At 37.4% G+C, this 14,847-nt stretch carries 10 protein-coding genes; all 10 read left to right on the top strand.

Going from position 1 to position 14,847, the window contains the following annotated elements; genetic code table 11:
- Positions 1–614, top strand: a 614-nt coding sequence (locus QZN45_RS10250; RefSeq protein WP_296812771.1) for a hypothetical protein, incomplete at its 5' end; no start/stop codon positions are given.
- Positions 615–843: 229 nt separating this feature from the next.
- Positions 844–3,951, top strand: a complete 3,108-nt coding sequence (locus tag QZN45_RS10245; protein WP_296812770.1) for a C1 family peptidase — start codon at positions 844–846, stop codon at positions 3,949–3,951.
- A 307-nt stretch (positions 3,952–4,258) separates the two neighbouring features.
- Positions 4,259–5,596, top strand: coding sequence for a type I glutamate--ammonia ligase (gene glnA, locus QZN45_RS10240; protein WP_292882423.1), 1,338 nt, complete (start codon positions 4,259–4,261; stop codon positions 5,594–5,596).
- A 280-nt stretch (positions 5,597–5,876) separates the two neighbouring features.
- The gene (locus QZN45_RS10235) at positions 5,877–6,794 is read left to right on the top strand and encodes a glutamine amidotransferase (RefSeq protein WP_292609442.1); all 918 of its coding nucleotides are present in this window, start codon (positions 5,877–5,879) and stop codon (positions 6,792–6,794) included.
- Positions 6,795–6,808: 14 nt separating this feature from the next.
- Positions 6,809–7,462 carry a tributyrin esterase gene (locus QZN45_RS10230; protein ID WP_292882418.1) on the top strand — a complete coding sequence of 218 codons (654 nt, stop codon included), beginning with the start codon at positions 6,809–6,811 and terminating at the stop codon, positions 7,460–7,462.
- An 11-nt stretch (positions 7,463–7,473) separates the two neighbouring features.
- The gene (locus QZN45_RS10225; RefSeq protein WP_296812769.1) at positions 7,474–8,547 is read left to right on the top strand and encodes a Coenzyme F420 hydrogenase/dehydrogenase, beta subunit C-terminal domain; all 1,074 of its coding nucleotides are present in this window, start codon (positions 7,474–7,476) and stop codon (positions 8,545–8,547) included.
- On the top strand, positions 8,548–10,029 hold the full coding sequence (locus QZN45_RS10220) for a glutamate synthase-related protein (RefSeq protein WP_296812767.1): 1,482 nt from the start codon (positions 8,548–8,550) through the stop codon (positions 10,027–10,029). It abuts the gene before it with no gap.
- A 32-nt stretch (positions 10,030–10,061) separates the two neighbouring features.
- On the top strand, positions 10,062–12,707 hold the full coding sequence (locus tag QZN45_RS10215) for a PEP/pyruvate-binding domain-containing protein (RefSeq protein WP_292609450.1): 2,646 nt from the start codon (positions 10,062–10,064) through the stop codon (positions 12,705–12,707).
- A 249-nt stretch (positions 12,708–12,956) separates the two neighbouring features.
- On the top strand, positions 12,957–13,820 hold the full coding sequence (locus QZN45_RS10210) for a CPBP family intramembrane glutamic endopeptidase (RefSeq protein WP_292609452.1): 864 nt from the start codon (positions 12,957–12,959) through the stop codon (positions 13,818–13,820).
- Between the two features lie 80 nt (positions 13,821–13,900).
- Complete coding sequence (locus QZN45_RS10205) at positions 13,901–14,734, top strand: amino acid ABC transporter substrate-binding protein (RefSeq protein ID WP_292609454.1); 834 nt, start codon at positions 13,901–13,903, stop codon at positions 14,732–14,734.
- Positions 14,735–14,847: the final 113 nt, after the last annotated feature.

Here is a 14,847-nt window from a genome sequence, read left to right as displayed (position 1 = left end):
ATGATGATTGGGATGATTCTGATTTAGATGATGAGGATTATGATGATTGGGATGATTCTGATTTAGATGATGAGGATTATGATGATTGGGATGATGATTTTGATTGGAACGATGACTGGGATGATGGTGATTGGGATGGAAATTATACAAATTCATCTATAAAATTCTACAAATTGATTTCTTACGCCCATAAACCATTTATCGCATATAAAACTGCATCTTCACTTGATATCATGTCATCTGGTGATTCAGGTAGTGAAGAGGATTGTGAAGACATTTGTGGTAATGATTCTGATGAGGAGTTAGATGATAATTCTGATGATTTGAATAATTATTCCCAAGAAGAGTCAGGCCTAGAAGATTCACAATCTTTTATGACAGCCTGTCCTGGAGCTTCAGCAAGTTTTGAAGTCCCTGATGTATTATCAGAAAATCATGAATCTGTTTCAAAAAGCATTAATCAAGATCAAAATCTCTTAGATGATGAAAAAGAAGATGGTGATAATGTTACTGATGATAAAGATTATGATGCAATAACTTTCTCATCTGATAATGAGTTGGATATTTTAGGTTTATTTATTTCCTTATTGCTTAGTATTATATTATTAATATAAGAATTCAAAAGGAAATGTTAAACTATGAAGTCTTTAGAAATCACATTATTTGCATTATTGGGAGTGTTGAACCTCCCTTTCATGTTTTTTTTTTCAATAGTTAATGAGGTAGGAACTCACGTGTTTTGTTCAATTAGATATTGCAATGACGAATATTTTTTAAAATTTCATGAAATTGATAGGTTAATTTTATATAAATATTAAAAATATAAGTTAATTCAGTGATATCATGAAGATTTTGAGAATAACGATTATTATGCTTTTTCTAGTAATGTCGGCTGGGGCTGTCTGTGCGGCGGACAACTTTTCTTACGATATTGCAGGTGAGGATAATTCGCAAGTTCTAAAAAATGTGCAGGAAGATATTTCTTCTGCAGGAGAACCAAAAACATTCACAGATTTGAAAAATGACGTTTCCAATTCATCTGGTGTTTTTGACGTAATGGATGATTATAAGTTCAATAACGGTACTGACGATGCCAGTGAACCGATATATATCGAAAAGAATAATTTCATCATCAATGGTAATGGTCATACGATAGATGCTGGAAATCAGTCTGCAATATTCGGCATTAATGCGGTGAATGTGACAATAAACAATCTCACCCTTATAAATGCAAACTCTAACCGGGGAAGCGCCCTGATTATTTATAGTAATTGTAGCTTAACGACCAATAATGTTAATTTCATAAATAACACTGCAGGTACTGGTGTGATTTTTGTTGGGGGAAATTATACAAGTAATTCTGACAGATTTAAGGATTCCTCATCTGCCAATTTTGGAACCATATATTTGGTTGATGGAAAGTCCACTTTTAATGATGCGGTCATGACAAGCTCTAAAATATTGGACTGGGGTTTTATATATACTGAAAATGATCGGGTTGAAATCTATATTTCAAATTCGACATTTGCAAACACCACTTCCAAATATTCGACTGCAGTTAGAGGATTTAAAAAAACAGTAATTAGGAATTCAAAATTCATTAATTTGCATTCCCAAATCACTGCTGGAGCAATTGCCCTAAAGGAAATGGTATTGGTGGAAATTGTGGATTGTACCTTTGTCAATGTCACTTCCAAGAGAAATGCTGGTGCAATATTTGCCGATGCTAATGAAGAAAATTCAAGTGCGGTTTTTGTTGTTGATTCTAATTTCATAGATTGTTACTCAGGATTTGGAGGTGCAATACTTCAGCTTAAAGGTAATCTTACTGTGAACAGATGTAATTTCACCAATAATTCAGCACTATTTGATGGTGGTGCAATATATGTTTCATATGTTACTATTGTTGTAGCGAATTCAAGCTTCAAGCAAAATCATGCACAATATGATGGCGACAGAGGATCTTACGCCGGTGCAATCTATGGTGATGCATCCGGATTAAACATATGGGAGTCCAGTTTCATTAACAACTCTGCCCAATATGGCGGTGCAATATATAGCTACGATTCAGGTTATGACATTGATAAGTGTAACTTTGCTGACAATGTCAACCTGTACGGAGATTTAGATGATATCTACACAATGTTTGACTGGCCTGACCCTACTTTGAAAAACAATACCTACAGCAGTGAGTATTCATACAATACAAACAAAACAAGATATGCGTCAATCGTCGATACAAGCGGAATGAAATTGACTCTATTGAACAATAGCATTGACGTGTCCAAGGTCCCTTCCAAATTTGATTTGCGCGATTGGGGATGGTCCACACCAGTCAGAGACCAGGGCCGTATGGGATCATGCTGGGCATTTGGAACTTCAGCGGCCATGGAATCAGCGATATTGAGATTTTTAGGCATTGACATGGACATTTCCGAAAGTAACCTCAGAGACCTTTCACTGCAATATTCACAATATGGAACAATCAAGACTTTGGAAGGATCATCTGTATTTTCAGCTGTCCATTATGCTTTAAGCTGGTTTGGAGTTATTTCATCAGAATATGATGTTTATGACCAGTTGGGTAAAATTTCACCAATATTTGCAGCAAATGGCAGTGTCCATTTCCAGGATGTTGTTTATCTGCCGACCATCAGCAATGAAACAGGCATTGACTTAATAAAGAAGGCTATTTTAAAATATGGTGCTTTGACCGTTAATTATCATGCTGCACAGTCCGCTCCCTATCTCAATGTCAAAACTTCTGCACAATATATTAACGAATCATTTGTGGGTGACCATTCCGTTTCATTGATTGGTTGGGATGATTCCTATTCTGCAAGTAACTTTTTAATCACTCCTCCAGGAGATGGTGCATGGATAATCAAGAACAGTTGGGGAACAGATTATGGAGAAAAGGGTTATTACTATATCTCATATTATGACAAGACTTTTGCCATAAGCATGAAGCCAATGGCTTTCATTCTTGAAAATACTGTTGAATATAATAAAAATTACCAATATGACATTGGAGGTAAAGCATCTGAAATAGTCAATTCAACTGAAGCCATCAATAGTTATGTTGCAGTGGCAGATGATTTGATTGCGGGTGTCGGAACATATTTCAATGAAACTGGTGTTGAATATCTTGTCAAAATCTATGTAAATGATGTGTTGAGACTTTCTCAATCTGGTCTTTCACCGTTTGCAGGTTTCCATACAATCAAACTGGATTCATATGTTCCAATTAAACAGGGGGATAAATTTGATGTTTACTTTAAATCAAATTGGGTTCCTGCTCTAATAAATTCAAGACAGAAGTATATAAATGGGACTTCAAAGGCTAAAATAGATGGCAAGTGGATTGATATTTCTTCAGAGGAGTCCATTTGTTCCATTAAAGCATATACTGTTGCGGATGATACCAAAATCATCAACAACAAGGACATTTCCGTTGATTATTCCGGCGGAAAATATTTTTCAGTTAAGGTTGTAACCGGAAACGGTCATGCTGTCGGTATTGGTGAGAAGGTCACATTTACTATCAACAAGAAAAGCACTACTGTAACAACAGACAAGAATGGAATAGCTAAAATTAAAATTGTTGATGTTCCTAAGAAATACACAATAACAACCAAGTACAAAGGTAAAACCTATACTAACAAGGTTACTGTAAAGCCGGTCTTGACAGCAAGCAAAGTGAATGTCAAAAAGACTGCAAACTCATTTACCTTAAAGGCAAAGCTTAAAGTCAACGGAAAACTGGTTAAAGGCAAAGTGATAACCTTCAAGTTCAAGGGCAAAACCTACAAGGTTAAAACAAATGCTAAAGGTATTGCACAGAAGAAATTGAACAAGAACGTTATCAAAAAGCTTAAGAAAGGCAAAACCTATGCTGTTAAAGTGACTTACCTTAAGGACACTATAAAAACAGCTGTCAAAGTCAAATAGATGAATTCATTTCATCTATTCTTTTTTTTCTTTGTTGATTGGACAAGGCTATTTTTTTTAAGTTATTACTTTATTTTAACTATTTTTGATGTATCTATCTTTTTTTGAATACATTTCAAAAGATATGTATGATTTAATTTACATTTTGAATTTTTTTCAAAACATTTATATATTGCAGATTACATAGTATTAGTCGGAAGGAAGTTTCCTTCCGATAGTGTATTTAATTAAATTCATTTAGTCAAAACGGTTTTCCACTTTCCATTTTATTAACCAAGTGGTAATTTATTCAAAAAGATGTGAGAAAATGTCAGAAAAAGATAAAAAATTAGACCAGATAATTAAGACAATCGACGCAAACGATATAAAATTTTTGAAATTACAGTTTTCAGATATACACGGATTACCTAAAAGTATGGCAGTGCCTCTTAAAAAGGCAGACGATGTTGAAGACATTGTAAACGACGGATTATTATTTGACGGATCATCAGTAGCAGGATTAGCTTCAATCAATGACAGTGACCTTCTTGCAAAACCTGATGTCGACACCTTTTCAACAATCCCTTGGAGGCCTGAATCAAAAGGTACCAGTCGATTTATCTGTGATATTTTCACTACAGAAGGAAAACCATATGATGGAGACCCAAGAGGTGTACTTAAAAAATCCTTACAATTAGCAGAAAAAAGAGGATATCAATTTAATATGGGTCCTGAACCTGAATTTTTCATTATAAAAGAAGATGAAAATGGAAATTACATACCTGCTGATGAAGCTGAATACTTTGATGTCGAACCATTGGATCAGGGTACCGACATCAGAAGAGAAATCGTATTAGGTTTGGAAAAGCTTGATTTCGATGTGGAGGTCAGCCACCACGAAGTTGCAGCAGGTCAGCATGAAGTGGACTTCAAATATGCAGACGCTTTAAAAACAGCAGATGCAGTAATTACATTCAAAGAAGCTGTAAAAGCATTAGTCAATAATCTAGGCTTTAAGGCAACTTTCATGCCAAAACCGTTTTTAGGAATCAACGGTAGTGGAATGCACTGTAACCAGAGTCTCTTTAAGGATGGAAAAAATATTTTCTATGACCCTGACACTGAAACTCAAATATCACAGGAAGCTTTATACTTCATCGGAGGATTACTTGAACATGCTCCGGCTTTATCATCAATCTTATCCCCGACAGTCAACTCATACAAACGTCTTGTGCCTGGTTATGAAGCACCATGCTACATAGCTTACGGATTTAAAAACAGGTCAACCTTATTAAGAATCCCAGCATCCAGAGGATTAGGTACAAGAATTGAATGCAGATCTGCTGACCCATCATGTAACCCTTACCTTGCATTCGCAGTATTGCTTGAAGCTGGTCTGTACGGTATGGACAATAAAATTGACCCTGGTGAACCTACTGAAGAGAACCTCTTTGCATATTCCGAAGATGAAATCATCGAAAAAGGAATCAGTAGCTTGCCTACCAGCTTATGGGAAGCATATCACTCATTAGAGGAAGACGAAGTAATCAAAAACGCTCTTGGAGAAAAAGTATTCAATCAGTTCTATACAATTAAAAGGGCTGAATGGGATGCATACAGAATCCAAGTATTCGATTATGAACGGGATGAGTATTTAAACGTTTAGTTTTTATCATTTGGCGGTCAAATTAAGGATTTTCTTAATTTACCGCTCACAAATTAAATTTTAGGAGGATGGTGTTTTAATTATTGGTCTTTTGGATAAATTTTTGGAATTTTGGAATTGTTACTTAAGGCATATTGGAATTTTGAAATCATGAGTATTGAGAGAGGCATATGAAATTAAAATATTCATGATTGTTTTTTTAAGGCATATGGTAGATTAGGAAGTTGTTTATTCACTAATTTTAATATGTGTATTCGCCGATCTTAGAGGAGGTTTAAGAATGTGTGGAATAGCAGGTGTAATATACAAGGATAAAAAAACTCACGCTGTAGGAGATGCACTGACATCAATGCTTGAATCACTCCAACATAGGGGTCCCGATTCAGCAGGTTATGCAATCTACGGTGGCTTAAATTTTACTGAAAATTATTATCAATTAAATATCGAGGTAAACAGAAGAAAAGGAACACTGGAAAATTTAAAATCATTATTAACTCAATTCAGCCCAATATATGAAGAGCAGTTAATCGAGTCTGTAGGTGGGTCTGACGTATACAAATGTAAAATAGCATTGGATGATTTTTCCCGTCTGCAACCGTGTATCATGGAAATAGACGAACTGGAAAACGTAAGGGTAATCAACGGTTCACATTCCTTTGAAATGATAAAGGATGTGGGAAAAGTAAAAGACATTGCTGAGCGTTTTGACGTTCAAAGCAGAATGGGAACTCATGGGATTGGCCACACACGTTTTGCAACAGAAAGTGGCGTTGACCGCTATCATGCACACCCATATCAAAGCTACATCATACCGGACATTACTGTTGTGCACAATGGTCAAATCACCAACTACTGGAAAATAAGAGATCCTTTAGAAAGAAAAGGACATACTTTTGAATCATTCAACGATACCGAGTGCATTGTCCATTACATGGCAGACAAGCTTAATCAGGGATATAAGTTGGAAGAAGCTTTAGACCAGGCCGTGATTGATTTGGACGGTCCGTTTTCAATCTTGGTGGGAACACCTAACGGTATTGGAATTGCAAAGGATAAATTAGGTCTCAGACCGGGGGTAATGGCTGAAACTGATGAAATTTTTGCCATAGCTTCAGAAGAAATGGCATTGCATGATGTCATAGATTCCGATCAGATTGAACAAATCGCTCCTGGCGAAACCAGGTCCTACACCATTTAACGAGGGGTTTTTCTATGAAAGAATATGTTATTGATGCAAAGGATATGGATGAAAAGGAATTGAATCGTACTATAAAGCAGCAGGCTGCATTTCATGAAAAGCTCATTATTGACAATCCCGAATCAAGACACAACATCTGCGCAGGTTTGAGCGAAGATGTATCCATTGAAATCAATGGTTCTGCAGGATATTTCGTTGGAACAATGGTCAACGGACCAAAGATACACATCACCGGAAATGCAGGATGGTTTGCCGGAGACAACATGACAAAAGGCGAACTCATCATCGAAGGTACTGCCGGAGACGGTGCAGGACAGGGAATCTATGGTGGAACAGTAATAGTAAAGGGAAGCACAGGTTCAAGAACAGGTGAAATCATGAAAGGCGGAACCGTTATAATCGGCGGAAACAGCGGATATATGACCGGACTTTTAATGATGGGTGGCAAACTCATAATACTTGGTGATGTAACCGACGATGTCGGCGAATCAATTATGAGAGGAACCATATACGTTCTTGGAAATGTTAAAAGCTTAGGAAAAAATGCGGTTATGGAAAAAACCACTCTTAAAGATCAAAAAGAGCTGAAAGAAATTTTGGAAGAATATGGTTTTGAACTGACCGACATTGATTATACAAACTTTAAAAAAATTGTTAATATGCAATAGGAGCTAAAAAAATGAGCAAACGTAGGATAGCTATGGTTGGAACACCATGTGAAATTATGGCAGCATCTAAACTGCAATATTATACCGACAGCCCTATTGATGTTAAACTGGGCTTATTCTGTATGGAAAATTTTTCATACAAGTACTTCGTAAATCTCTTGAGTGAATACGACTTGAAAATGGAGGATGTTGAAAAATTCCAGATTGAAAAGGGATTTGTATTCTTACTGTTGAAGACTAAACAAACAGTAAAGATACCTCTCTCTGTAGCCAAAAGAATAATCAGAAAAAACTGTAATATCTGTGTTGAACTGACATCAGAGACCTCCGACATTTCAGTAGGGTCCATAGGCTCTGAAGATGGCTGGTCAACATTGATAATCAGAACCAAAAAAGGTGAAGAGATAGTTGACGGAGCAATAAAACAGGAATTCATCAAGGCAAGGGATCTTACAGAATCACAATTCAAATTTCTCAATAAACTTGCAGAAGGTAAAATAGCCAAAAATCTGGAAAACATTGAAAGAAGAGAATTTCTGGCTCGTCCCGTTTTGTATCAAAGGGAAAAATCAGACAATTCAATCAATAAGGAAAATACCGAATCCAACTTCATGGACTTGAAATATAATGTCATTGACGTGGGGGCATGCGTTCTGTGCGGAGCATGCGAATATGCCTGTCCGGAGGATTTGATAACAATTGATGATACAAAACCTCGAAAAAGAGGAGAATGTCCAGAGGATTGCCATGCATGCTTCAGAGTCTGTCCAAGAACATTCATACATGAGGACTTGAGAAACGACAACTCAAAACCGATTGGCGATTTTATAAAGGTATTGTCAGTCAAATCAATCAAGCACACTCAGGGCCAGGACGGTTCCATTGTTACAACTCTCTTGGATTACTTGTTGTCTAATAAAATCGTGACTGATGCTCTGATTGTTGATAAAAAAGATGATCTGGCTTGGAAGCCATATGCAAAAATAACAAATGCGATTGATGAGGTTGTTAAATCAGGGGGAACAAAATATTCTGTCTGTCCTGTATTTAAGCCATTGAAATATTTGAAAGAGGGGGTAAATTAAATGTCATTCACTGTAGAGCGTAAGATAGAAATATGCAAACAGAATAATGATAGGCCAGGCTGCTGCTGGTATCTGTGTGATAACCCTAAACAGTCTGCATGTAAAAACTGTTACAGCTGTTACTCAAATTGTCCTCATGATGTATATGAAGTAATCAATGACGAACCTCTTCCGATTCGCCAGGAAAACTGTGTGGGATGTAAAATATGTGAAGAGATGTGCCCAACACACGCAATTTATGTCAGGCCTCTTGCAGATGAAGGAAGGGGAGTCTGGTCAAATTCAACAATGGTTGAAATTAAGCGTAAAAGCCAGTCAGGTTCATATAAGGTACGGGGCTGTGGACTGACCAGAAAAATCCCGACATTTGATGACTTGAGCATATTGCCGGCACAGGTGTCAAGACCTCCAATAGATTCATACAGGGAACCTTGTAAGACTTCAATTGTGCTTGGAGACAGATTTGCTGAAAATCCGATTGAAATAGCAACTCCCATTATGATCGGGGCAATGTCTTTTGGTGCATTGAGTAAGGAAGCAAAAATAGCATTGGCTATAGGAAGCAGCAAGGCAGGCTCAATTGCCAACACAGGTGAAGGTGGAATGCTTCCTGAAGAAAGACATTTCGCAGACAAGCTGATTGCCCAATACGCTTCAGGCCGTTTCGGTGTTTCAGCCAGCTATTTAAACAATGCCGAAGCTGTCGAAATTAAAATAGGTCAGGGCGCAAAATCAGGTATGGGTGGACATTTGCTTGCCCATAAAGTAACTGCAGAAGTTGCAAGGGTCCGTAATATTCCTGAAGGAACATCTGCATTGAGTCCGGCAAGACATATGGATATTGTAGGGCCTGAGGATTTGGGTATGAAAATCGACCAGTTAAGGGAGATAACAGACTGGAAAGTACCAATCATTGTAAAATTCGCAGCAGGAAGAGTCGAACAGGATGTAAAAATTGCAGCAAAGGCAGGTGCAGACATTATTGTAGTCGACGGTATGCAGGGAGGAACCGGTGCTGGACCTGAAGTGGTTACAGAGCATGCAGGTATTCCTACCATAGAAGCAATCGTAAAAGCCGATGATGCCTTAAAGGACATTAACTTGAGAAGCGAGGTAAGTCTTGTTGCTGCAGGAGGTATCAGATCCGGAGCTGATGTGGCAAAAGCAATAGCATTAGGTGCAGATGCAGTATATATAGCTACTTCCGCATTGATTTCCATTGGATGTAAGGTTTGTCAAAGCTGTTCTGAAGGAATCTGTCCGAAAGGAATTGCAACACAGGAAAGAATGCTTAGAAGAAGACTTGATCCAATAAGAAAAGGTCAGCAGGTTGCAAATTACATTGACGCAATGACTCAGGAAGTAACTTCCCTGACCCAACAGGCTGGAAATACTGATATTGAAAAGCTTGAACGTCAAGACCTTGTGGCATTGACAATGGAAGCTTCACAACTGACTGGAGTGCCTATGGTGAGAAATTAGTCTTTTAATATTAAAATTTGGGAGATATTGTTATGGCGGCATTTGATAGAATAAAATCTGGAATTCCGGGGCTTGACACTGCTTTGGATAATATTCGTTTAGGGGATAATGTAGTTTGGAACGTTACAAATTTAAATGAATTTTCCTACTTCGTCAATCCCTATATACGGCAGGCAAAGGAAGACGGTCGAAACTTGATATATATCCGTTTTGCTAATCACCCTCCTTTGATAGAAATGACTGATGAGGACTTTGAATTGCTTGAAATAGAACAGAATAATCCTGACAAAGAGTTTTCTATGATTGAACGTGATGGAATCAAGATATATCAGGTGAATCCATACAACCAATTTGAAACATTCACTCTGGAAGTCCACAGAATCATAGAACTTGAAGGATTCGATGCATTCTATGTCTTTGACTGTTTAAGCGACCTTCAGGCGGTCTGGTCAACAGATTTGATGATGGGCAACTTCTTTAAGGTTACCTGTCCATTCTTATTCCAGCTCGATACTGTAGCATACTTCCCAATTATTCGTGGAAGACATTCCTATGATGCCATAGCCAAAATTCGTGAGACCACACAGCTGTTTTTGAATGTATACTCAAATTCTCCCGATGAAGTCTATGTATCGCCTCTGAAGGTATGGAACAGATATTCCCAGACCATGTTTCTGGGACACAAGTTCAATCCCCAAACAGGTTCCGTCAAGGTTCTTCAAGACGGTCATGAAGTAAGCAAATACTACAAGACAGTCAATGATTCTGATAAATACCAAAACGGACAGATTCTAGACAGCTGGGAGCGATACATGCTTCAGGTTAGAAGGAAACATGGTGATGGAGAAAACATCGATGACGAGTGCGACAAGATCTGCGAGCTCATGATGACCAAGGACGAGAAGATGCTTTCCAAAATTAAGGAATATTTCACCTTTGAGGATTACACTACAATCTATGACCGTCGTGTAGGCAGCGGATCTGTAGGAGGTAAATCCTGCGGAATGCTTCTTGCAAGAAAGATAATTGAAAAGAACTGTCCGGAACTCTACAACAATGTCTTTGAACCTGACGACTCGTTCTATATAGGTTCTGATTTGTTTTACACTTATATTGTTTCAAATGACTTGTGGGACCTCAGGGTAAATCAGAGAACCGAAGAAGGCTATTATGAATATGGCAAAAAGCTGGAAGATGGTCTTAAAAACGGTACTTTCTCGGATGAAATCAAAAAGGAGTTCATAAAGATATTGGATTATTTCGGTCAAAATCCGATTATTGTCCGTTCAAGCAGTTTTCTTGAGGACGGATACGGCAATGCGTTTGCAGGAAAATACGAATCTGTCTTTTGCGTAAACAGAGGGTCTCTTGAAGAGCGTCTGGCAGCATTTGAAGATGCGGTGAAAGTGGTATATTCAAGTACAATGAATGTTTCCGCTTTGGAATACAGGAAATTGAACGGTCTGGATGATGTGGACGAGCAGATGGCTCTTCTGGTTCAAAGGGTTTCCGGTTCATATTATGGAGATTATCTCTTCCCTACTGCTGCAGGCGTTGGATTTTCATACAGTCCATATTCTCCCCTTCCAGACATGGACAACAGTAAGGGAATGCTTAGACTTGTAATGGGTCTTGGTACAAAGGCAGTGGACAGAACAAAAAAGGATTATCCAAGAATCATCAATCTTGATAAGCCTGAAGTGACTCTTATGAAGGATATCAAGGAAAAGCACAGATATTCCCAACATTATTTGGATGTCATTGACTTCAATGAAATCAGCCTTCACGATATTCCTGTTGATGAAGGATTGGATGTAATTCCAAGATATTCCAAAAGGGTTTTGGTGGAGCATGACCGTGAAGCTGAAAGAATGCTTCGTGAACGTGGCCAACGCCGTGAAATAGTCTTTGTCAACTGTGAGGGGCTTGTTAAAAATTCCGAGTTCATTGGAGTGATGAAGGAAATCTTAAGCACTCTGGAAACCGCATATGACTATCCTGTAGATATTGAATATACTGTAAATGTCGGTGAGGATGGTTCATTTAACATAAATCTGCTTCAGTGCCGTCCGCTTCAGGTTTCAACAAACAATGAAGCTATTGAAATGCCTGAGGACAAAAATGTTTTCTTCCATATTAAGGAATCCTCAATGGGGATGTCACGCAAAAACAAAATCGACACAATCTGCTATGTCGATCCCCATAAGTATTATGAATATCCTTACGCTCAAAAAAGTTCACTTTCACGGATTATCAGTGAGGTAAATGCATACTGCAAAAGCAATGATCGAACAGCCATTTTGATAGTTCCCGGAAGAATAGGTACATCTTCGCCTGAGCTGGGCATTCCAGTTGTCTTTGCAGACATCAGTCACTTCTCTGCAATTCTTGAGGAATCATATAGTGAAGTCGGCTATATGCCTGAGCTGTCTTTCGGAAGCCATATGTTCCAGGATCTGGTGGAAGCGGAAATATACTATGGGGCACTGTTTGAAAACGATAAAAAAATAGAGTTTAACAGGGATATGATTTATGATTATTCAAATGTGCTGATGGATATCAATCCTAATTTGGATGATGAGATTTATGACATGGTGCAGGTCATAGATTTTGATGAGGACAAAGCGGAATTCTATCATGACATGAACAAGGATGAAACAATGTGTATTTTCAAATAATTGGAAATATTTGAATGTTTAGGGCAGGCGGGTGGGACATATGCCTTTTTATTTGTAATACTTTTTTGCAAAAAAAGATTTTTCAAATAAAAGCTAAAGTATGACAAAATTCCAATGTGACTGATGGCCCTGTTTTTAATCTCTTTTTCCAACGGGGTCATTTTTCACGTTTTTCCTAATTTTTGTGTTAATAAAAAAATAAATACTAGTTGCCATAAAGTATGAACAGCGATTAACAGGTGGTTAAACATGTTTGAGGCTATTGAAAAATTTGCAGCCAAATCGGTAACGTTAAAAGAAGCTCGTGAGAATGTTGAAAATATATCCTTGGCTAAGGAAATAGGAATTTACATTGTTTTGTTTTTAATATTATACTTTTTCATGATACTTGTTGTAGCTATTGCAGGTTATTGTTTGGGTAATATTGATAATTTCTTAATCTCTTTGTTTTCATTTGCTGTCGTTCCGGTAGGAATATACATATATGCAACTAAAATAGAAAAGCGCAGCTGGAGAAGTATCGGATTTTCTAAAGGTAATGCAATATCTTCAACTTTAAAAGGAGCATTAATCGGTTTTTCAATGTTTCTGGCTGTTGTGATAATAGGCCTTGCATTGGGACAATTCACTTTCAGTGGCTTTGATTTTTCACAGGCAATTTATGCTCTTCCGTTTTTAGTAGCTTTCACTATTCAATCTTTCGGTGAGGAGATTTACACTAGGGGCTGGACATTGACCTATTTTTCTAAAAGGCATGGCATATTGACTGCAATATTGGCTGCCAACATTATTTTTATCCTTCCTCATTGTTTCAATTTAGGATTAGACATACTGTCTATAATTAATATTTTTTTGGTTGGAACAGTATTTGCAGTAATGTTTTTGAGATTTGACAATATCTGGATTTGCGGCAGCGCTCACACAGCATGGAATTTTTCACAAGGGATAATATTCGGATTTAGCGTAAGCGGCACTCCAACACCTTCATTATTGAAATTCAGCCAAGCTGGTCAAAATATGATTGAGGGAGGTATTTTTGGACCGGAATCCGGTTTGATTGCAACCGGGGTGATAGTCGTTTCACTTATAATTCTGATATATTATAAAATTTAGGTTTTGAACTTTCAGTTAATGATAACTATTTATTCTATACTTTTAATAATATTAATTAACATTAATGTTTTTTTGTGAGTATTATGAAAAGGATATTGATTATTTTAACAGTGATATTTGCTGCCTCGTTGATGATTGGCAGCGTGAGTGCTGAGGGGATGTTTGATATTTTTACCAGTTCATCCGACAGTACAAATAACGAATCTAATTTTGTAGTCGGGTTTAATCCTGAATTTCCCCCATTCACTTATAAGGATGATAACGGCAGCTATACTGGTTTTGATTTAGAACTGGCACAGGAAGTGGCAAAAAGGAACAACTGGACCTTTGTACCTCAGCCAATAATTGACTGGAACAGCAAACAAGTGGAAATAAACTCCGGCGAATTCGATTGTCTTTGGAGTGAATTTACCATTGACGGCAGAGAATCCGATTATGCCTGGTCTGATGCCTACTTTAACAATTCTCAGGTAATTGTCGTAAAAAATAGTTCCGGAATAAATTCTCCTGACGATTTGAAAGGTAAAAATGTAGAAATTCAAGAAGGAAGTTCTGCATTGCAATCACTTGATGAGCAAAATAAAAGTTTTAAGGACACTTTCGCAAAACTGACTGAAATAAAAGACTATAATACTGGATTTATGGATTTGGAATCCGGTGCCTGTGATGCATTAATTATTGATGTTGGAATGGCAAATTATCATGTCAGCGGAAAGTATTCAGACAAAGGCTTTAAAATCATTGATGAGCCGGTATCTCATGAAAAGTATGGTGTCGGATTTAAGAAAGACAACACTGAACTGAGAGACAAGGTTCAAAAGACTTTGGATGATATGTTTAAGGATGGAACCGTTGACAAAATTGCTCAAAAATATGATGAATACAATATTTCCGATGGATTAATCCGCAAGTGAGTAATGCGGATTAAATTTTTATCTTAATAGTGAAAGAATACTCCGACCTCTTTAAGGTTGGGGATGAATTTCACAAAAAGGCATCTGAAGATATTAGTTTTCAAATGCTCTCT

The organism is uncultured Methanobrevibacter sp. (assembly GCF_900314695.1).
GTDB lineage: Archaea > Methanobacteriota > Methanobacteria > Methanobacteriales > Methanobacteriaceae > Methanocatella.
Note: the sequence above shows the minus strand (reverse complement) of the source record. Positions and strands in the feature narration are given on the sequence as shown.